Genomic DNA, 14046 nt, shown 5'->3' on the forward strand with positions numbered 1-14046 from the left:
GGGCCAACTAGATGGCCGCCGGCCTAGAACTCGGCGATCGCGTGCTCCAGGCGTTCGGCCAGCCGGGCCTGCGCCTCGGCGCGGCGAGTCGGCAGGTGCTGCGACGGGAAAGGTGTTGACACCGGCTCATATTCGCGCAAGGTGCGGCGTGCCACCGTCATCTTGTGCAACTCGGTGGCGCCGTCGGCGATGCCCAACGACTCCGCGGCGATCATCATCTTGATGAACGGCATCTCGTTGGACACCCCGAGCGCGCCGTGCAGATGCAACGCGCGCTGGACCACGTCGTGCAGCACCGTGGGCATTGCGACCTTGACCGCCGCGATGTCGCGGCGCACCTTCTGGTAGTCGTGATGCTTGTCGATCAGCCAGGCCGTGCGCAGCACCAGCAGCCGGAACTGCTCGATCTGGATCCAGCTGTCGGCGATCTTCTCTTGTGTCATCTGGAAATTCGACAGCGGACCCATCCGGGTCTGACGCGACACCGCGCGCTCGCACATCATGTCGAATGCCCGACGGGCCAACGCGATCGTGCGCATGGCGTGATGGATGCGGCCGCCGCCCAGCCGGGTCTGCGCGATCGCGAAGGCCTCGCCCTCGCCGCCGAGAATGTGGTCGGCGGGCACCCGGACGTCGGCGTAGCGGACGTAGCCGTGGGTGGCGTGCGACTCGGTGCCGACCCCGACGTTGCGGATGATCTCGACGCCCGGTGTCTCGGCGGGAACGATGAACAGCGACATTTTGTCGCGCGTGCGTGCGTCGGGATTGGTGACGGCCATGACGATGTAGAACGTCGCGTGCCGGGCGTTGGTGGAAAACCACTTCTCGCCGTTGATCACCCACTCCCCATCTCCTGAGCCGTCGCGCTCGGCGCGGGTGACGAACAGACCCGGGTCGGAACCGCCTTGCGGTTCGGTCATCGAGTAGCACGAGGTGATCTCGCCGTCCAGCAGCGGCCGCAGGTAGCGCGTCTTCTGCTCGGGAGTGCCGAACAGGGCCAGGATCTCGGCGTTGCCGGAATCGGGTGCCTGCGAGCCGAAGACCGACGGGGCCCAGCGGGACCGACCGAGGATCTCGTTGAGCAGCGCGAGCTTGACCTGGCCGTAGCCCTGCCCGCCCAGTTCAGGCTTGAGATGGGCGGCCCACAACCCGTGTTCGCGCACCTGTTGCTGCAGCGGCCGCAGGATCGCCATGGTCTCGGCGTCCTTCTTGTCGTACGGGTCGAGCGACACGAGGTCGAGGGGTTCGAGCTCGTTGACCATGAATTCTTCGACCCAGTCCAGTTTCTGCTGGTACTCGGGGTCGGTTTCGAAGTCCCACACGAGTTGGACGCTACTACTCTGGCTGCCGATGACAATCAATACGCGTCCCGGGCAGAAGGCCGACGTCTCCGAGCTGTCCCACGCCCTCGGCAGGGCGTTTTTCGACGACCCCGTGTCGATCTGGATCATGCCCGACGAGCGGGCGCGGACCAAGAACCTGCGGAAGTTCTTCGCGACCGTCACCCGCCATCATCATCTGGCCGGCGGCGGTGTCGAGGTGGCCACCGACGGGTCGACGATCGGCGCGGCTGCGCTGTGGGACCCGCCCGGGCGGTGGAAGCAGTCGGGTCGTGAACAGCTGATGATGCTGCCGTCGTTCCTCCTCGGATTCGGACCGCGGCTAACGACGGGTCGCAAGCTCGGCGCACTCCTCGAGCAGATGAAGTCGCATCACCCGGAGGAGCCGCACTGGTATCTGGCGGTGATCGGCAGCGACACCTCGGTCCGCGGCAAAGGCTATGGGCAGGCGCTGATGCAGTCGCGCCTCGACCGCGTCGACGCCGAACACGCCCCCGCGTATCTGGAGTCGAGCAAGGCCGAAAACGTGCCCTACTACCAGCGATTCGGCTTCGAGGTGACGGGCGAACTCGTCATTCCGGGCGGCGGCCCGACACTATGGCCGATGTGGCGAAAGCCGCGATAGGTCACTCCAGGGCCGAAAAGCTCAGGGACACATGAAGGCGATCGGCGGGCATTCCCGGCGCGTGATCGCCTCGATGGGCGGATTGTCGCCATCCCAGATCGAGGTCGGCCGGCCCTGCATCGTGACGTTGCCCATCCCGTAGTTGGTCGGGTACCAGGTGTGGCAGATGTTCCAGTCCCAGTCGATCAACGAGTTGACGACATAGGGCATGTTCTTGGGGTTGCCCGGGCACCAGCGGTGTGGCTCCATCGTGTCGGCTCGAGCCGTTGCCAGCCCCAAGCCCGCCGAAGCCACCGCGGCCGCGCCGAGGACGGCGACCAGCGCTCTCTTCATGAGCTTCACCTCTTTTCATCCACTTTGCGCTCATCTTGCGCTCGCGGCTCGGCTTCGCGCATGGGGTGATCACCCCATATTTTGCGGTGCCGGCGCAGCCGCTGGGTGTTTAGTCGTCGAAGCGCGAGGGGAACCGAGTGGCCATGACTAGTGAGATCCCTGAAGAAGGCGGACCCGAAGACACGCTGAACCCCAGTGAGTCAACGGACTCCGACGAGCTTCGCAATGACGACGGCGACATTGTTGTGGATCCGCCCGAAAGGTGGAGTGAGGCGGACAAGTTCGGGGTGACGCCGCGCGAAGAACGGGAGGGCGAATCCCTCGACGATCGGCTAGCCGAAGAGGAACCCGATGTGCTTGACGATGTAACAGTCGACGATGAGCGTCCCGTACGCGCGCATCGCGGTCAGATCGACGGGACTCCCGAAGACGGTGACTCGCTGTACGAGGTTGTCGACGAATAGCGGTTCTTACGTTGCGCGGCAACGCCGTTCGCTATGAGAACGGTGTGACAGGCCGCGGCCGGGGTTGGCCGTCGACGACGACGTCGACCCGTTCGTTGAAGAATGCGACGTGATCCCGGATGGGCAGCGCCTCACGCAGCGGATCGCGGTAGGTCCAGGCGATGTCGGCGGGGCCTTCCGGTACTGAGAAGTACGACGCGCGCCCCTTGTAGGCGCAGTCGCTGACGGTGTCGCTCGGTTCGAGATCGACCGCCACGTCCTCGGGCGGTAGGTAAAAACGGGTCGGCAGCGCGGTTTCGAACAGCAGCAGCGGCCGCGACGACTCGGCCAGCACTCGCCCGCCGGCTTCGATCCGGAGGTGGCGGGTACTGGCCAGGATGTCGATGCGCTTGAACGGGTCATGTGGGTGCGAAACGATCGGCTCGTCTTCCTCGCGCCAGTCGAAGGCGCTGAAGTCGACGCTGAGATGGCCGGCCAGGTCCGGGTCGTCCGGTCTAAACGCGGCCGACGGGCACCGCTTTCCCCCGACGACGACGTCGAACATCTCGCCCGTACAGCTATGCGCGGCAAAGGGATTCGTCGGCACCAACACCGGCAGGTCGGAGACGTCGTCGACGCGGCCGGACGGTTCGAGCCGCGCGGCAAAATCGGCCTCGGGTATCGCATACGTCGGGACCACCCGCCGCGGCTCCCAGACCAGCAGCCCGTCGACGGTGTCGGCTACCAGCTCGCCGTCCAGATACAGCCGGAGCCGCTTCTCGGTCGGCTCGTAGCGCAGCGACGGCAACGCGCCGCCGAGCAGGTCTCGCATCCTGGTGCCCATCGCTCCATCATGGCGCGTTGCTGCGGTGCGCGGAAAACGTCGAGGGCGCTTAGGGCTTGCTGCGCCAGCCGTTGATGCCGATGACGATCATCCGCAACTGTTTGACCGCGGTCTGGCGGATCTCGTCGATCGCCTCGGGGCTCTGCGCGTCCTCGAGCGCCTCGGCGATCACGATCATCGAGTTCACAAATAGCTGTGCCAGGACGTTGAGGTCGTCGGTGCTCCAGGTGTTCAGCCCCGGGAACCGTGCGAGGTCGGTGGCCAACTCGGACGTGACGAGCCGGAACTCGGTGCGGATGGCGTATCGCAGCACGGTCACGCCGCTGGAGCGCTCGCGTCCGATGAAGCGCCAGTGCTCGCGGCGTTCGGTGACGCTGGCGACGACGATCTCGACGGACGACTCGATCACCCGGTTGGGGTCCAGCTTGCCGGCCCGGGCGCCGCGCAGCATGTCGCGCAAGGTCCGGAATGACTCGTCGATCAGGACCAGCCCGAGCGCTTCCATCGACTCGAAGTGGCGATAGAACGCCCCGGGAACGATGCCCGCTTCCCGGGTGACCTCGCGCAGGCTCAGGCCGCTGAAACTGCGCTCGTCGAGAAGCTTGAGTGCCGCAGCGACAATGGCCCGCCGGGTCGCTTCTTTGCGTTCCTCGCGGGAGGGTCCTTCGCGGCTGCGGCCGCGAGTCGATCGGTGCGGCCGTGAGCTAGGCGCACGACTGTTCACTATGTGAAGCCTAACACAGACCTGCGGAAACCCTTGACGAACAGGGTCGCGTGCCCGCACTGTATACACATGTTCACTCAAACTTTGAGGCAGCGCGTGCTGGGTTCCAACCTAGTCGACCTGCTCACCGGTCCGCATGGCGTCGACCGGTACACCGAGGTAGTAGACCCCGCGTGGACGCGGGCCGAGGGTCGCGCCAAGGTCGTCGACGTCCGACGGGACACCCCGCGCAGCGTCACCCTGGTGCTGGCACCGAATCAAGCGTTCACCGACACGATCAAGGCCGGGCAATACGTCAACCTCGCCGTCGAGATCGACGGCCGCCGGCACACCCGGTGCTACTCGCCGGCCAACGCCGAAGGCGCCGAGCATCTCGAGCTGACCATCGGCCAGCACGACGGTGGTTTGGTCTCGACCCACCTGCGCGAGCATGCGCGACCTGGCATGGTGGTCGGGCTGACCGGGGTGGGCGGCGACTTCGTCCTCCCGGCGCGGCGACCCCGCCGCATCCTGTTCGTCTCGGGTGGCAGCGGGATCACGCCCGTCATGGCGATGGTCCGCACGCTGGTCAACGAAGGCCACCCCGGCGAGATCGCGTTCGTGCACTACGCCCGCAGCCGCGCCGAGGCCTGCTATCACGCCGAGTTGGCCGCGATGCGCGGTGTCCGGGTGCTGCACGGCTACACCCGGTCGGCGGGAGGCGACCTTGTCGGCCGGTTCGACGGCGAGCACCTGGCCGCGGCCATGCCCGAGCCTGACGCCGTATTCGTCTGCGGCCCAGCCGCTTTGGTCGAGTCCGTTCGCGAGCATTGCGCGGACGCGCGGTCGGAAAGCTTCGTCCCGCCCAGGCTGGACGTTCCGGCGACACCGTCTGGCGGACGAGTCACGTTCGCGGACAGCGCTATCGAGGTCACCGACGACGGCCGCTCGCTGCTCGAGCAGGCCGAGTCGGCCGGATTGACCCCCGCCAACGGATGCCGGATGGGCATCTGCCACACCTGCACCCGCCGCAAGACCAGCGGCGTCGTGCGCAACCTGACCAGCGGTGCGGTGTCGACCGCGCCCGACGAGGACGTGCAGATCTGCGTGTCCGTTCCCGTCGGCGACGTCGATATCGCGCTCTAAAGACTAGGAGCTCGATATGACGCAGACAGCCCAGCCCAAGATCACCCTGACGCCCGAGCAGGCCGACGCGTTCGGCGCCGAACTCGACGCGATCAAGGAACGCGTGATGGCCGACCTCGGCCAGCGCGACGCCGACTACATCCGCCGCGTCATCAAGACGCAGCGCGCCCTCGAAGTCGGTGGCCGCGCGCTGCTGATGTTCCCGCCGGCCTGGCTGGCCGGCACCGCGATGCTGGGGATCTCAAAGATCCTGGACAACATGGAGATTGGCCACAACATCATGCACGGCCAGTACGACTGGATGCGTGATCCGTCGATCCGTGGCCGCGAGTTCGAATGGGACACCGCGTGCCCGGCCGACCAGTGGCGGCATTCGCACAACTACATGCACCACACCCACACCAACATCGTCGGCATGGACCGCGACATCGGCTACGGGATCCTGCGCATGAGCGAAGATCAGCCGTGGCAGCCCTACTTTTTGGGCAACCCGGTCTACGCGTTCCTGTTGATGGTGCTGTTCCAGTACGGGGTCGCCCTGCACGAACTGGAAACCGAGCGGATCCGCTCCGGTGAAATCCGGCTGGCGGACAAACGCGAAATCCTGCAAGCCATTTGGCGCAAGACCCGCAAGCAGGTACTCAAGGACTACGTCGCCTTCCCCCTGCTGGCCGGGCCGTTCGCCCCGTTCGTGTTCACCGGTAACCTGACCGCGAACCTGATGCGCAACGTGTGGTCGTACATGATCATCTTCTGCGGCCACTTCCCCGACGGCACACAGGAATTCACGATAGAGGAAACCCAGGGAGAATCCCGCGGCATGTGGTACTTCCGCCAGATCCTGGGTTCGGCGAACCTGACCGGCGGCAGGCTGTTCCACATCCTGTCCGGCCACCTGTCGCACCAGATCGAGCATCACCTGTTCCCCGACATGCCGGCGCATCGGTACGCCGAGATCGCGCCCGAGGTCCAGGAGATCTGCAAGCGTTACGGCATCCCGTACAACGCCGGTTCGCTGCCCAGGCAGTTCGGGACCGTCGTCCGCAAGATCCTCAAACTGTCCCTACCGCCGAAGGACCGCGGCGGCGTCAAGCCGAAGGACCGCGAACTCGTCGCAGCCTGAGCTGTCGCACATCGGACCGGGACCGCCCCAAAGTGGTTCCGGTCCGCTGCGCTGATGGGCTACGTTTCACGTCATGGCGCAGATGCCCGAACTCGACGGTGTCGATCACAAATACCTCGATCTCGGCGATGGTGTGACGATTCACGTCGCCGACGCCGGACCCGCCGACGGGCCGCCGGTGATGCTGGTGCACGGCTTCCCGGAAAACTGGTGGGAGTGGCACGAATTGATCGGGCCGCTGGCCGCCGACGGGTATCGCGTGCTGTGCCCCGACTTGCGCGGTGCCGGTTGGAGTTCGGCGCCCAAGTCGCGCTACTTGAAGAACGACATGGCCGACGATCTGGCGGCCGTGCTCGACCGGTTGGGCGTCGGCCCGGTGAAATTGGTAGCCCACGACTGGGGCGGTCCCGTCGCGTTCATCATGATGCTGCGCCACCCGGAGAAGGTGACCGGCTTCTTCGGACTCAACACCGCAGCGCCCTACGTGAAGCGCGACATGTCGTCGATCCGCCACGCGTGGCGGTTCTGGTATCAGATTCCGATGCTGCTGCCGGTGATCGGACCGCGGTTGATCGCCGACCGCAAGGCCCGCTATTACAGGATGCTGGCGTCATGGGTGGGCGGCGGCTTCCGGGTGCCCGACGACGACGTCGCGCTCTACGTCGAGTGCTTGCGCCAGCCGGGCCACGCCGTCGCCGGTTCGCGGTGGTACCGGACGTTTCAGCGCACCGAGATGATGCGTTGGCTACGAGGCGAATTCGACGACGCGCGGGTCGACGTGCCGGTGCGCTGGTTGAGTGGCACCGCGGACCCGGTGCTCACGCCCGACCTGATCGACGGATATGGCGATCACATCGGCGATTTCGACGTCGAGCTGGTCGACGGCGTGGGCCACTGGATTGTCGAGCAGCGTCCAGACCTGGTGCTGGATCGGCTGCGCAGCTTCCTCAAGACCTGACTGAGGAGCGATACCCGAGCAGCGCGATCGAGGCCTGCACGGCCGGCTCGATAATGTCGCGCGGGCGGTGTCCGTCCTCGACCACCTGAGCCGTCAGCTCACGCAGGCCGCCGACCAGAATCACGGCCTTCGCCGGCGTCAGCGGTGGCAGGTCGGCGTCACGCATGGCCCGGCTGTCACTCAATTCGACCAGCAGGCTGGTCAGCAGTTGGGTGTTGCGACGCTGCGACGGCCGCGCCGCGGCGTCCAGCGCGGGCATTTCGCGGATCCAGGCCAAGGTGAGCGCCGGCGTCGATTCGATATGGGCGACATAGGCTTCGACGGCCTGCCGAATCTGGATCTGCCAGTCAGCCCCTGGGTCGACCGCGTCGCGGATCTGCTTGCCGAGTTTCTCGACGCTGGCGTGCAGCAGTTCGTGGAAACATTGCTCCTTGCTGGGGAACTGGTCGTAGAAGGTCCGCTTTGAGGTGCGGGCGTGCCGGACGATATCGGCGACGGTGGTGGCGCGGTATCCGCGCTCGTCGATCGCGGCCGCGAGGCCGTCGAGCAGCCGCTGCCGGAACGGGTCGATCTCGGTGGACCCGGTCGAAGCCTGGTCGTCAACGACGGTCGTCGCCACGTCGCCTCCTTCGACTGCACCCTTGCCAGCCCTTGGTACCAGACGGTACCGTACCGGACAGAATCGTGGTACGGCGCGGTACCGCGGCGACGTTGGGAGTGCACCACCATGAGCACCGTCGAATCGCGGGCGGCCTCGGCCGCGTCCGCGATCAAGCTGCCCGCGGGTCCGCGGATTCCAAAAGCTTTGCAGGGCTTGACCTTTGCCCTATTCCGGCGCCAATTCGTGCACCAGATGTCGCAGCGCTACGGCGACGCCTTCTCGTGTCACGTACCGATTTACGGCCCCATCGTGGTGGTGGCGAATCCGCAACTGGCCAAACAGGTCTTCACCACGAGCCCCGACATCCTCGGCAACATCCAGCCCAACCTGAGCCGGCTGCTCGGCTCGGGTTCGGTGTTCGGCCTGGACCGCGAGGACCACCGCCAGCGTCGCCGGCTGTTGGCGCCGCCGTTCCACGGCAAGAGCATCAAGAACTACGAGACGATCATCGAAGAGGAGACGCTGCGCGAGATCGCCCACTGGCCGGAAGGCACTGCGTTGGCCACCTTGCCGTCGACGATGCGGATCACGCTCAACGCGATCCTGCGCGCGGTCTTCGGCGCCGAGGGCGCCGAACTCGACGAGCTCCGCCGGATCATCCCGCCGTGGGTCACGCTTGGTTCGCGGCTGGCGACGGTGCCCAAACCACCTCGTACCTTTGGCCGTTACTCACCGTGGGGCCGGCTGGCGGAGTGGCGCGCCCGCTATGACGCGATCGTCGACAAGCTGATCGACGACGAACGCCGTGACCCGTACTTCGAGGATCGCAACGACGTGCTGGCGATGATGCTGCGCAGCACCTACGAGGACGGTACGGCCATGTCTCGCGAGGACGTCGGCGATGAGCTGCTGACACTGCTGGCGGCCGGCCATGAGACCACCGCCTCCGCACTCGCCTGGACGTTCGAGCGGGTGAGCCGGCACCCCGGCGTGCTGAGCGCGCTGGCCGCCGAGGCCGACACCGACGGCAACGAACTGCGTCAGGCCACGATCCTCGAAACCCAACGCAGCAGAACGGTTATCGACGCGGTCGGCCGCCACGTCTACGCCCCGCTCTACGACCTCGGCGAATGGTCGATCCCGCACGGGCACACGATCATCGTCAGCATTTCGCGGTTGCACGGCGACCCCGAGTTGTTCCCCGATCCGGACCGATTCGACCCCCAGCGCTTCGTCGGGGCCAAGCCGCCCAGCTTTGCCTGGATCCCCTACGGTGGCGGCGCCCGTCGCTGCGTGGGCGCGGTGTTCGCCAACATGGAGATGGACGTGGTGTTGCGAACCGTGTTGCGTCAGTTCACAATCGAGACGACCACTGCGCCGGGGGAGAAGATCCACGCCCGCGGTGTCGCCTACACGCCGAAGGACGGCGGAAAGATCACCGTCCGTCGGCGCTAAGATCTGCGATCGTGACCGACCAGCTTGTCGAGACGATGAACAGCGCCCTGGGATCGACGATCCCGATTGCCCACAAGATGGGCGTGCAGGTCGTCGAGGCCCGGCCCGGTTTCGCCGCCACGACCGTCCCTGCCGAGGGCAACGGTAACCACTTCGGTGTCATCTATGCCGGCGTGTTGTTCACCGTCGCCGAGGTCCTCGGCGGGATCATTCCGCTCGTCACGTTCGACACCGAGAAATACTTCCCGTTGGTCAAAAACCTCGACATCCAATTCGTCGCGATGGCCAAATCCGACGTGCGTGCCGAAGCCCGTCTGGACGACGAGACCATTGCGCGGGTGAAGGACGAAGCGGCGGAACGGGGTAAGTCCGATTTCACGCTGGAAGCGACCGTGACCGATGCCGACGGCAAGACCGTCGCCACCACCCGCGGGCTCTACCAGCTGCGCGCGATCGCAACTTAGCTTTCGACCCCGCGAGACAGAAGCGAGGGTTGTGATCCGCGAAAAATCACAGCCACGGCTTCTGTTTCACGGTCCAGCCGGCTAGCTCTCGACGCCGGCCCGGCGCGGCAACTTCCAGCCGGGCCGGATGAAGTGGCAGGTATACCCGTTGGGATAGTGCTGCAGGTAGTCCTGGTGCTCGGGCTCGGCCTGCCAGAAGTCGCCGGCGGGGGTGACTTCGGTGACCACCTTGCCAGGCCACAGGCCGGAGGCGTCGACGTCGGCGATGGTGTCTAACGCGATCCGGTGCTGATCTTCGTCGGTGTAGAAGATCGCCGAGCGGTAACTGGGCCCGACGTCGTTGCCCTGCCGGTTCTTCGTGGTCGGATCGTGGATCTGGAAGAAGAACTCGAGAATCGTCCGGAAGTCGGTCTTGCTCGGGTCGTAGATGATCTCGATCGCCTCGGCGTGATTGCCGTGATTGCGGTAGGTCGCGTGGGGGACGCTTGGATCGCCGGTATAGCCGACCCTGGTCGACACCACGCCGGGCTGCTTGCGGATCAGGTCTTGCATGCCCCAGAAGCAGCCGCCGGCCAGGATTGCCTTGCTGTAGTCCGTCATCTCCCCGATTATCCATATGCTCGACAAACCGCAGTAGAACGTGTTCTAGTTTCTTGCGTGAAGCAGGTTTTTTCCCGTGACGAACTCGCCGCCGCGTTCGCCACGTTCGAGCAGACCGTCGCCCATGCCGCCGAGACCAAGAACTGGGACGAATGGGTGCAGCACTACACCCCTGACGTCGACTACATCGAGCATGCCGCCGGCACCATGAAGGGCCGCGACGAGGTGCGCGCCTGGATCCGCGAGACGATGTCGACCTTCCCTGGCAGTCACATGACGGAGTTTCCGTCGCTGTGGTCGGTGATCGACGAGTCGACCGGACGGATCATCTGCGAGTTGGACAACCCGATGCGCGACCCCGGCGACGGCACCATCATCAGCGCGACGAACATCTCGATCGTCACCTATGCCGGAGACGGCAAATGGTCGCGGCAGGAAGACATCTACAACCCGCTGCGCTTCCTGCAGGCCGGGGTCAAGTGGTGCAGGAAAGCGGAAAAGCTTGGCACGCTTGACGATGACGCGGCCCGTTGGCTGCAGACCTACGGAGGGAAACAGTGAGCGCACCGAAACTGGTTATCGGCGCCAACGGTTTTCTTGGTTCGCACGTCACCCGTCAACTCGTCGCGACGGGTGCCGATGTGCGGGTGATGGTCCGCGAAGGCGCCAATACCCGCAGCATCGATGACCTCGACGTCACCCGCTTTCACGGCGACGTCTTCGACACGGCCACCGTTCGCGACGCGATGCGCGGCTGCGATCAGGTGTACTACTGCGTGGTCGACACGCGGGCCTGGCTGCAGGACCCGGCGCCGTTGTTTCGCACCAACGTCGAAGGCCTGCGCAACGTCCTCGATGTCGCCGTCGAGAAACCCACCGCGGCCACCTTGCAGCGGTTCGTGTTCACCAGCACCTACGCCACAATGGCCCGTCGGCACGGCCATGTGGCCAACGAGGCCGAACAGATCGACCGTCGCAATCTCACGCCGTACGTCGAATCGCGCGTGTTGGCCGAGGATCTGGTGTTGCGATACGCGTCGGAAAAGGGTCTGCCGGCCGTCGCCATGTGCGTGTCGACGACTTATGGCGACGGTGACTGGGGGCGCACCCCACACGGCGCATTCATCGCGGGCGCGGTGTTCGGCAAGTTGCCGTTCGTGATGAACGGCATTCAGTTGGAGGTCGTCGGTGTCGACGACGCGGCAAAAGCGATGCTGATCGCGGCCGAGCGGGGCCGCAACGGCGAGCGATACATTATCTCCGAGCGGATGATTGCGCTGAAAGACGTGGTCAAGATCGCCGCCGACGAGGCCGGTGTGCCGGCGCCGCGGTGGGCCATCTCGGTGCCCGTGCTCTACGTGTTGGGGATGCTCGGGAGCCTCCGAGCCCGGTTGACCGGTAAGGACACCGAACTCAGCATGCAGTCGGTGCGGATGATGCGCGCCGAAGCTCCGGTTGACCACAGCAAGGCCACCCGCGAATTGGGTTGGGAGCCAAGGCCGGTCGAGGTATCGATTCGCGAGGCGGCGCGATTCTGGGCCAACATGAAGAATGCCAAACGAAACAGTGAGGCGGCGCCGTCCGAGTAAGCCGGAATCGCCCTTAACTTATTCCGCTCGACCCCCGCGTGTCTGATGTAACCGCAGTGACTTTTGTTACATAGTGTGACCCATGGTGGAGAAGTGGCCACAGCGCTGACGCATGTCGCGACGCGCGACCCGGTGAGGCGAGGATGACGGCAACGACGCCGGTTGGTCTCGTCGGTTATGTGCGTGACCAGATCACGCCGCCGTTGGCGACGGTGGGCGGATTCGCCCGAATGTGCGTCTTGACCGGAAAAGCATTGTTCCGTCGGCCTTTTCATTGGACCGAGTTCATCGTCCAGACCTGGTTCATCACCCGGGTCGCCCTGCTGCCAACGATCGCGGTCTCGATACCGCTGACCGTGCTGATCGTCTTCACTCTCAACACGCTGCTGGCCGCCTTTGGGGCGGCGGACATTTCGGGCGCGGGTGCGGCGCTGGGGGCGGTGACCCAACTGGGGCCGCTGACCACCGTGCTGGTGGTGGCCGGCGCGGGGTCGACGGCAATCTGCGCCGACCTGGGCGCACGCACGATCCGCGAAGAGATCGACGCCCTCGAGGTGCTCGGCATCGACCCGATCCACCGGCTGGTGGTGCCGCGGGTGGCGGCCGCCACCGTTGTTGCGACCCTGCTCAACGGAACCGTCATCACGATCGGCCTGGTGGGCGGATTCCTGTTCGGTGTCAAGCTCCAAAATGTCTCGGGCGGTGCGTATCTCGCTACGCTGACGTTGGTAACCGGTCTGCCCGAGGTGGTGATCGCGACCATCAAGGCCGCGATCTTCGGGACGATCGCTGGCCTGGTCGGTTGCTACCGCGGGCTGACCACCAAGGGCGGTCCCAAAGGGGTCGGCGTCGCGGTCAACGAGACGCTGGTGTTGTGCGTGCTCTCGCTGTTCGCGGTCAACGTGGTGCTGACCACCATCGGCGTCCGGTTCGGGACGGGCCGCTGACGTGTCGACTGCTGCCGTCATTCGCGCGCGCTATCCGCGCGCGGTGGCGACCGTCAATCACTATGGCGGCGGCACGATTCGGGGCATCAACAAGGCCGGACAACTCACGCGGTTCTCGGTCAACAGTGCGTGGTCGACCGGCTGGGCGCTGCGCCGCTACCGCAGAGAGACTCTGCGGCTGATCGCGCAGATCGGCATGGGCACCGGCGCGATGGCCGTTGTCGGAGGCACCGCGGCGATCGTCGGTTTCGTGACGTTGTCCGGTGGTTCGTTGATCGCGATCCAGGGTTTCGCCTCACTGGGCAACATCGGCGTCGAGGCGTTCACCGGGTTCTTCGCCGCCCTGGCCAATGTCCGCGTCGTGACCGCGGTGGTGACCGGGGTGGCGCTGGCGGCCACGGTCGGTGCCGGTGCGACGGCCGAGTTGGGCGCGATGCGGATCAGCGAGGAGATCGACGCGCTCGAGGTGATGGGCATCAAGTCGGTGGCGTTCCTGGTGTCGACCCGGCTGATGGCCGGCCTGGTGGTGGTCGTCCCGCTCTACGCGATGGCGCTGGTGATGTCGTTTCTGTCCGGACAGGTCGTCACCACGCTGTTTTACGGGCAATCGGTCGGCACCTACGAGCACTACTTCCGCACCTTCCTGCGCACCGAGGACGTGTTCTGGTCCGGCGGCGAAGTCATCGTGATGGCGGTGATCGTGATGATCACCCACTGCTACTACGGCTACACCGCCAGCGGCGGTCCGGTCGGGGTCGGCGAGGCGGTCGGCCGGTCGATGCGGTTCTCGCTGGTGTCCACCGTGATCGTGGTGCTGCTGACGTCGCTTGCGCTCTACGGTGTCGATCCAAACTTCAACCTCACGGTGTAACCGG

Annotated in this window: 17 protein-coding genes; 11 read left to right on the top strand and 6 right to left on the bottom strand. The window is 65.6% G+C overall.

The window, feature by feature from the left end; translation table 11 throughout:
- Positions 1-23 precede the first annotated feature (23 nt).
- Positions 24-1322 (bottom strand): acyl-CoA dehydrogenase family protein, encoded by a 1299-nt coding sequence (locus A5658_RS18360; RefSeq protein WP_067338239.1) that lies wholly within the window; start codon positions 1320-1322, stop codon positions 24-26.
- 28 nt (positions 1323-1350) lie between these two features.
- Here A5658_RS18360 and A5658_RS18365 point away from each other — a divergent pair, with 28 nt between their 5' ends.
- Entirely contained in the window at positions 1351-1965 is a 615-nt protein-coding gene (locus A5658_RS18365; protein WP_067338242.1) for a GNAT family N-acetyltransferase, read from the top strand.
- A gap of 21 nt (positions 1966-1986) precedes the next feature.
- Here A5658_RS18365 and A5658_RS18370 read toward each other — a convergent pair whose 3' ends face one another.
- Positions 1987-2298: a hypothetical protein gene (locus A5658_RS18370; protein ID WP_156751528.1), complete on the bottom strand. Its 312-nt coding sequence runs from the start codon at positions 2296-2298 to the stop codon at positions 1987-1989.
- A 143-nt stretch (positions 2299-2441) separates the two neighbouring features.
- Here A5658_RS18370 and A5658_RS18375 point away from each other — a divergent pair, with 143 nt between their 5' ends.
- Entirely contained in the window at positions 2442-2762 is a 321-nt protein-coding gene (locus A5658_RS18375) for a hypothetical protein (protein WP_067338247.1), read from the top strand.
- 31 nt (positions 2763-2793) lie between these two features.
- On the opposite strand, the gene A5658_RS18380 is transcribed toward A5658_RS18375, so the two are convergent.
- Together A5658_RS18380 and A5658_RS18385 are read right to left on the bottom strand one after the other, a co-directional pair.
- Positions 2794-3585 carry a DUF427 domain-containing protein gene (locus A5658_RS18380; protein ID WP_067338250.1) on the bottom strand — a complete coding sequence of 264 codons (792 nt, stop codon included), beginning with the start codon at positions 3583-3585 and terminating at the stop codon, positions 2794-2796.
- 49 nt (positions 3586-3634) lie between these two features.
- Complete coding sequence (locus A5658_RS18385; RefSeq protein WP_067338253.1) at positions 3635-4309, bottom strand: TetR family transcriptional regulator; 675 nt, start codon at positions 4307-4309, stop codon at positions 3635-3637.
- A 69-nt stretch (positions 4310-4378) separates the two neighbouring features.
- Between A5658_RS18385 and A5658_RS18390 the strand changes: the two genes are divergently transcribed.
- The 3 genes from A5658_RS18390 to A5658_RS18400 all read left to right on the top strand — a co-directional run bounded on the left by A5658_RS18390 (position 4379) and on the right by A5658_RS18400 (position 7515).
- Positions 4379-5434, top strand: a complete 1056-nt coding sequence (locus A5658_RS18390; protein WP_067338257.1) for a ferredoxin reductase — start codon at positions 4379-4381, stop codon at positions 5432-5434.
- A gap of 16 nt (positions 5435-5450) precedes the next feature.
- Positions 5451-6557, top strand: a complete 1107-nt coding sequence (locus tag A5658_RS18395; protein WP_067338260.1) for an acyl-CoA desaturase — start codon at positions 5451-5453, stop codon at positions 6555-6557.
- Positions 6558-6630: 73 nt separating this feature from the next.
- Positions 6631-7515 carry an alpha/beta fold hydrolase gene (locus tag A5658_RS18400; RefSeq protein ID WP_067338264.1) on the top strand — a complete coding sequence of 295 codons (885 nt, stop codon included), beginning with the start codon at positions 6631-6633 and terminating at the stop codon, positions 7513-7515.
- Here A5658_RS18400 and A5658_RS18405 read toward each other — a convergent pair.
- Positions 7505-8134 (bottom strand): TetR/AcrR family transcriptional regulator, encoded by a 630-nt coding sequence (locus tag A5658_RS18405; protein ID WP_067338267.1) that lies wholly within the window; start codon positions 8132-8134, stop codon positions 7505-7507. The two genes, A5658_RS18400 and A5658_RS18405, sit on opposite strands and share 11 nt — an antisense overlap.
- Before the next feature lie 108 nt (positions 8135-8242).
- Here A5658_RS18405 and A5658_RS18410 point away from each other — a divergent pair, with 108 nt between their 5' ends.
- Positions 8243-9571, top strand: a complete 1329-nt coding sequence (locus tag A5658_RS18410; protein WP_067338270.1) for a cytochrome P450 — start codon at positions 8243-8245, stop codon at positions 9569-9571.
- Positions 9572-9582: 11 nt separating this feature from the next.
- Positions 9583-10035, top strand: a complete 453-nt coding sequence (locus A5658_RS18415) for a YiiD C-terminal domain-containing protein (protein WP_369830542.1) — start codon at positions 9583-9585, stop codon at positions 10033-10035.
- Between the two features lie 81 nt (positions 10036-10116).
- Here A5658_RS18415 and msrA read toward each other — a convergent pair whose 3' ends face one another.
- Complete coding sequence (gene msrA, locus A5658_RS18420; RefSeq protein ID WP_067338273.1) at positions 10117-10635, bottom strand: peptide-methionine (S)-S-oxide reductase MsrA; 519 nt, start codon at positions 10633-10635, stop codon at positions 10117-10119.
- 57 nt (positions 10636-10692) lie between these two features.
- Between msrA and A5658_RS18425 the strand changes: the two genes are divergently transcribed.
- From A5658_RS18425 to A5658_RS18440, 4 genes are all read left to right on the top strand, one after another.
- Positions 10693-11196 carry a nuclear transport factor 2 family protein gene (locus A5658_RS18425; protein ID WP_067338276.1) on the top strand — a complete coding sequence of 168 codons (504 nt, stop codon included), beginning with the start codon at positions 10693-10695 and terminating at the stop codon, positions 11194-11196.
- A complete protein-coding gene (locus A5658_RS18430) occupies positions 11193-12224 on the top strand; it encodes an NAD-dependent epimerase/dehydratase family protein (RefSeq protein ID WP_067338280.1) in 1032 nt (343 codons plus the stop codon). Before A5658_RS18425 ends, A5658_RS18430 begins: the two co-directional genes overlap by 4 nt.
- Before the next feature lie 143 nt (positions 12225-12367).
- Positions 12368-13171, top strand: coding sequence for an ABC transporter permease (locus tag A5658_RS18435; RefSeq protein ID WP_067338283.1), 804 nt, complete (start codon positions 12368-12370; stop codon positions 13169-13171).
- Position 13172: 1 nt separating this feature from the next.
- Positions 13173-14042, top strand: a complete 870-nt coding sequence (locus A5658_RS18440; protein WP_067338286.1) for an ABC transporter permease — start codon at positions 13173-13175, stop codon at positions 14040-14042.
- Positions 14043-14046 lie beyond the last annotated feature (4 nt).

Source organism: Mycobacterium sp. 1245111.1, from assembly GCF_001673405.1.
In the GTDB taxonomy this organism is placed as follows: Bacteria; Actinomycetota; Actinomycetes; order Mycobacteriales; family Mycobacteriaceae; genus Mycobacterium.

Coding starts and splice junctions, on each gene's coding strand:
- A5658_RS18395 (WP_067338260.1), top strand. CDS start 5,451: ATGACGCAGACAGCCCAGCCCAAGATCACCCTGACGCCCGAGCAGGCC.
- A5658_RS18365 (WP_067338242.1), top strand. CDS start 1,351: ATGACAATCAATACGCGTCCCGGGCAGAAGGCCGACGTCTCCGAGCTG.
- msrA (WP_067338273.1), bottom strand. CDS start 10,635: ATGACGGACTACAGCAAGGCAATCCTGGCCGGCGGCTGCTTCTGGGGC.
- A5658_RS18435 (WP_067338283.1), top strand. CDS start 12,368: ATGACGGCAACGACGCCGGTTGGTCTCGTCGGTTATGTGCGTGACCAG.
- A5658_RS18400 (WP_067338264.1), top strand. CDS start 6,631: ATGGCGCAGATGCCCGAACTCGACGGTGTCGATCACAAATACCTCGAT.
- A5658_RS18410 (WP_067338270.1), top strand. CDS start 8,243: ATGAGCACCGTCGAATCGCGGGCGGCCTCGGCCGCGTCCGCGATCAAG.
- A5658_RS18380 (WP_067338250.1), bottom strand. CDS start 3,585: ATGGGCACCAGGATGCGAGACCTGCTCGGCGGCGCGTTGCCGTCGCTG.
- A5658_RS18390 (WP_067338257.1), top strand. CDS start 4,379: ATGTTCACTCAAACTTTGAGGCAGCGCGTGCTGGGTTCCAACCTAGTC.
- A5658_RS18375 (WP_067338247.1), top strand. CDS start 2,442: ATGACTAGTGAGATCCCTGAAGAAGGCGGACCCGAAGACACGCTGAAC.
- A5658_RS18370 (WP_156751528.1), bottom strand. CDS start 2,298: ATGAAGAGAGCGCTGGTCGCCGTCCTCGGCGCGGCCGCGGTGGCTTCG.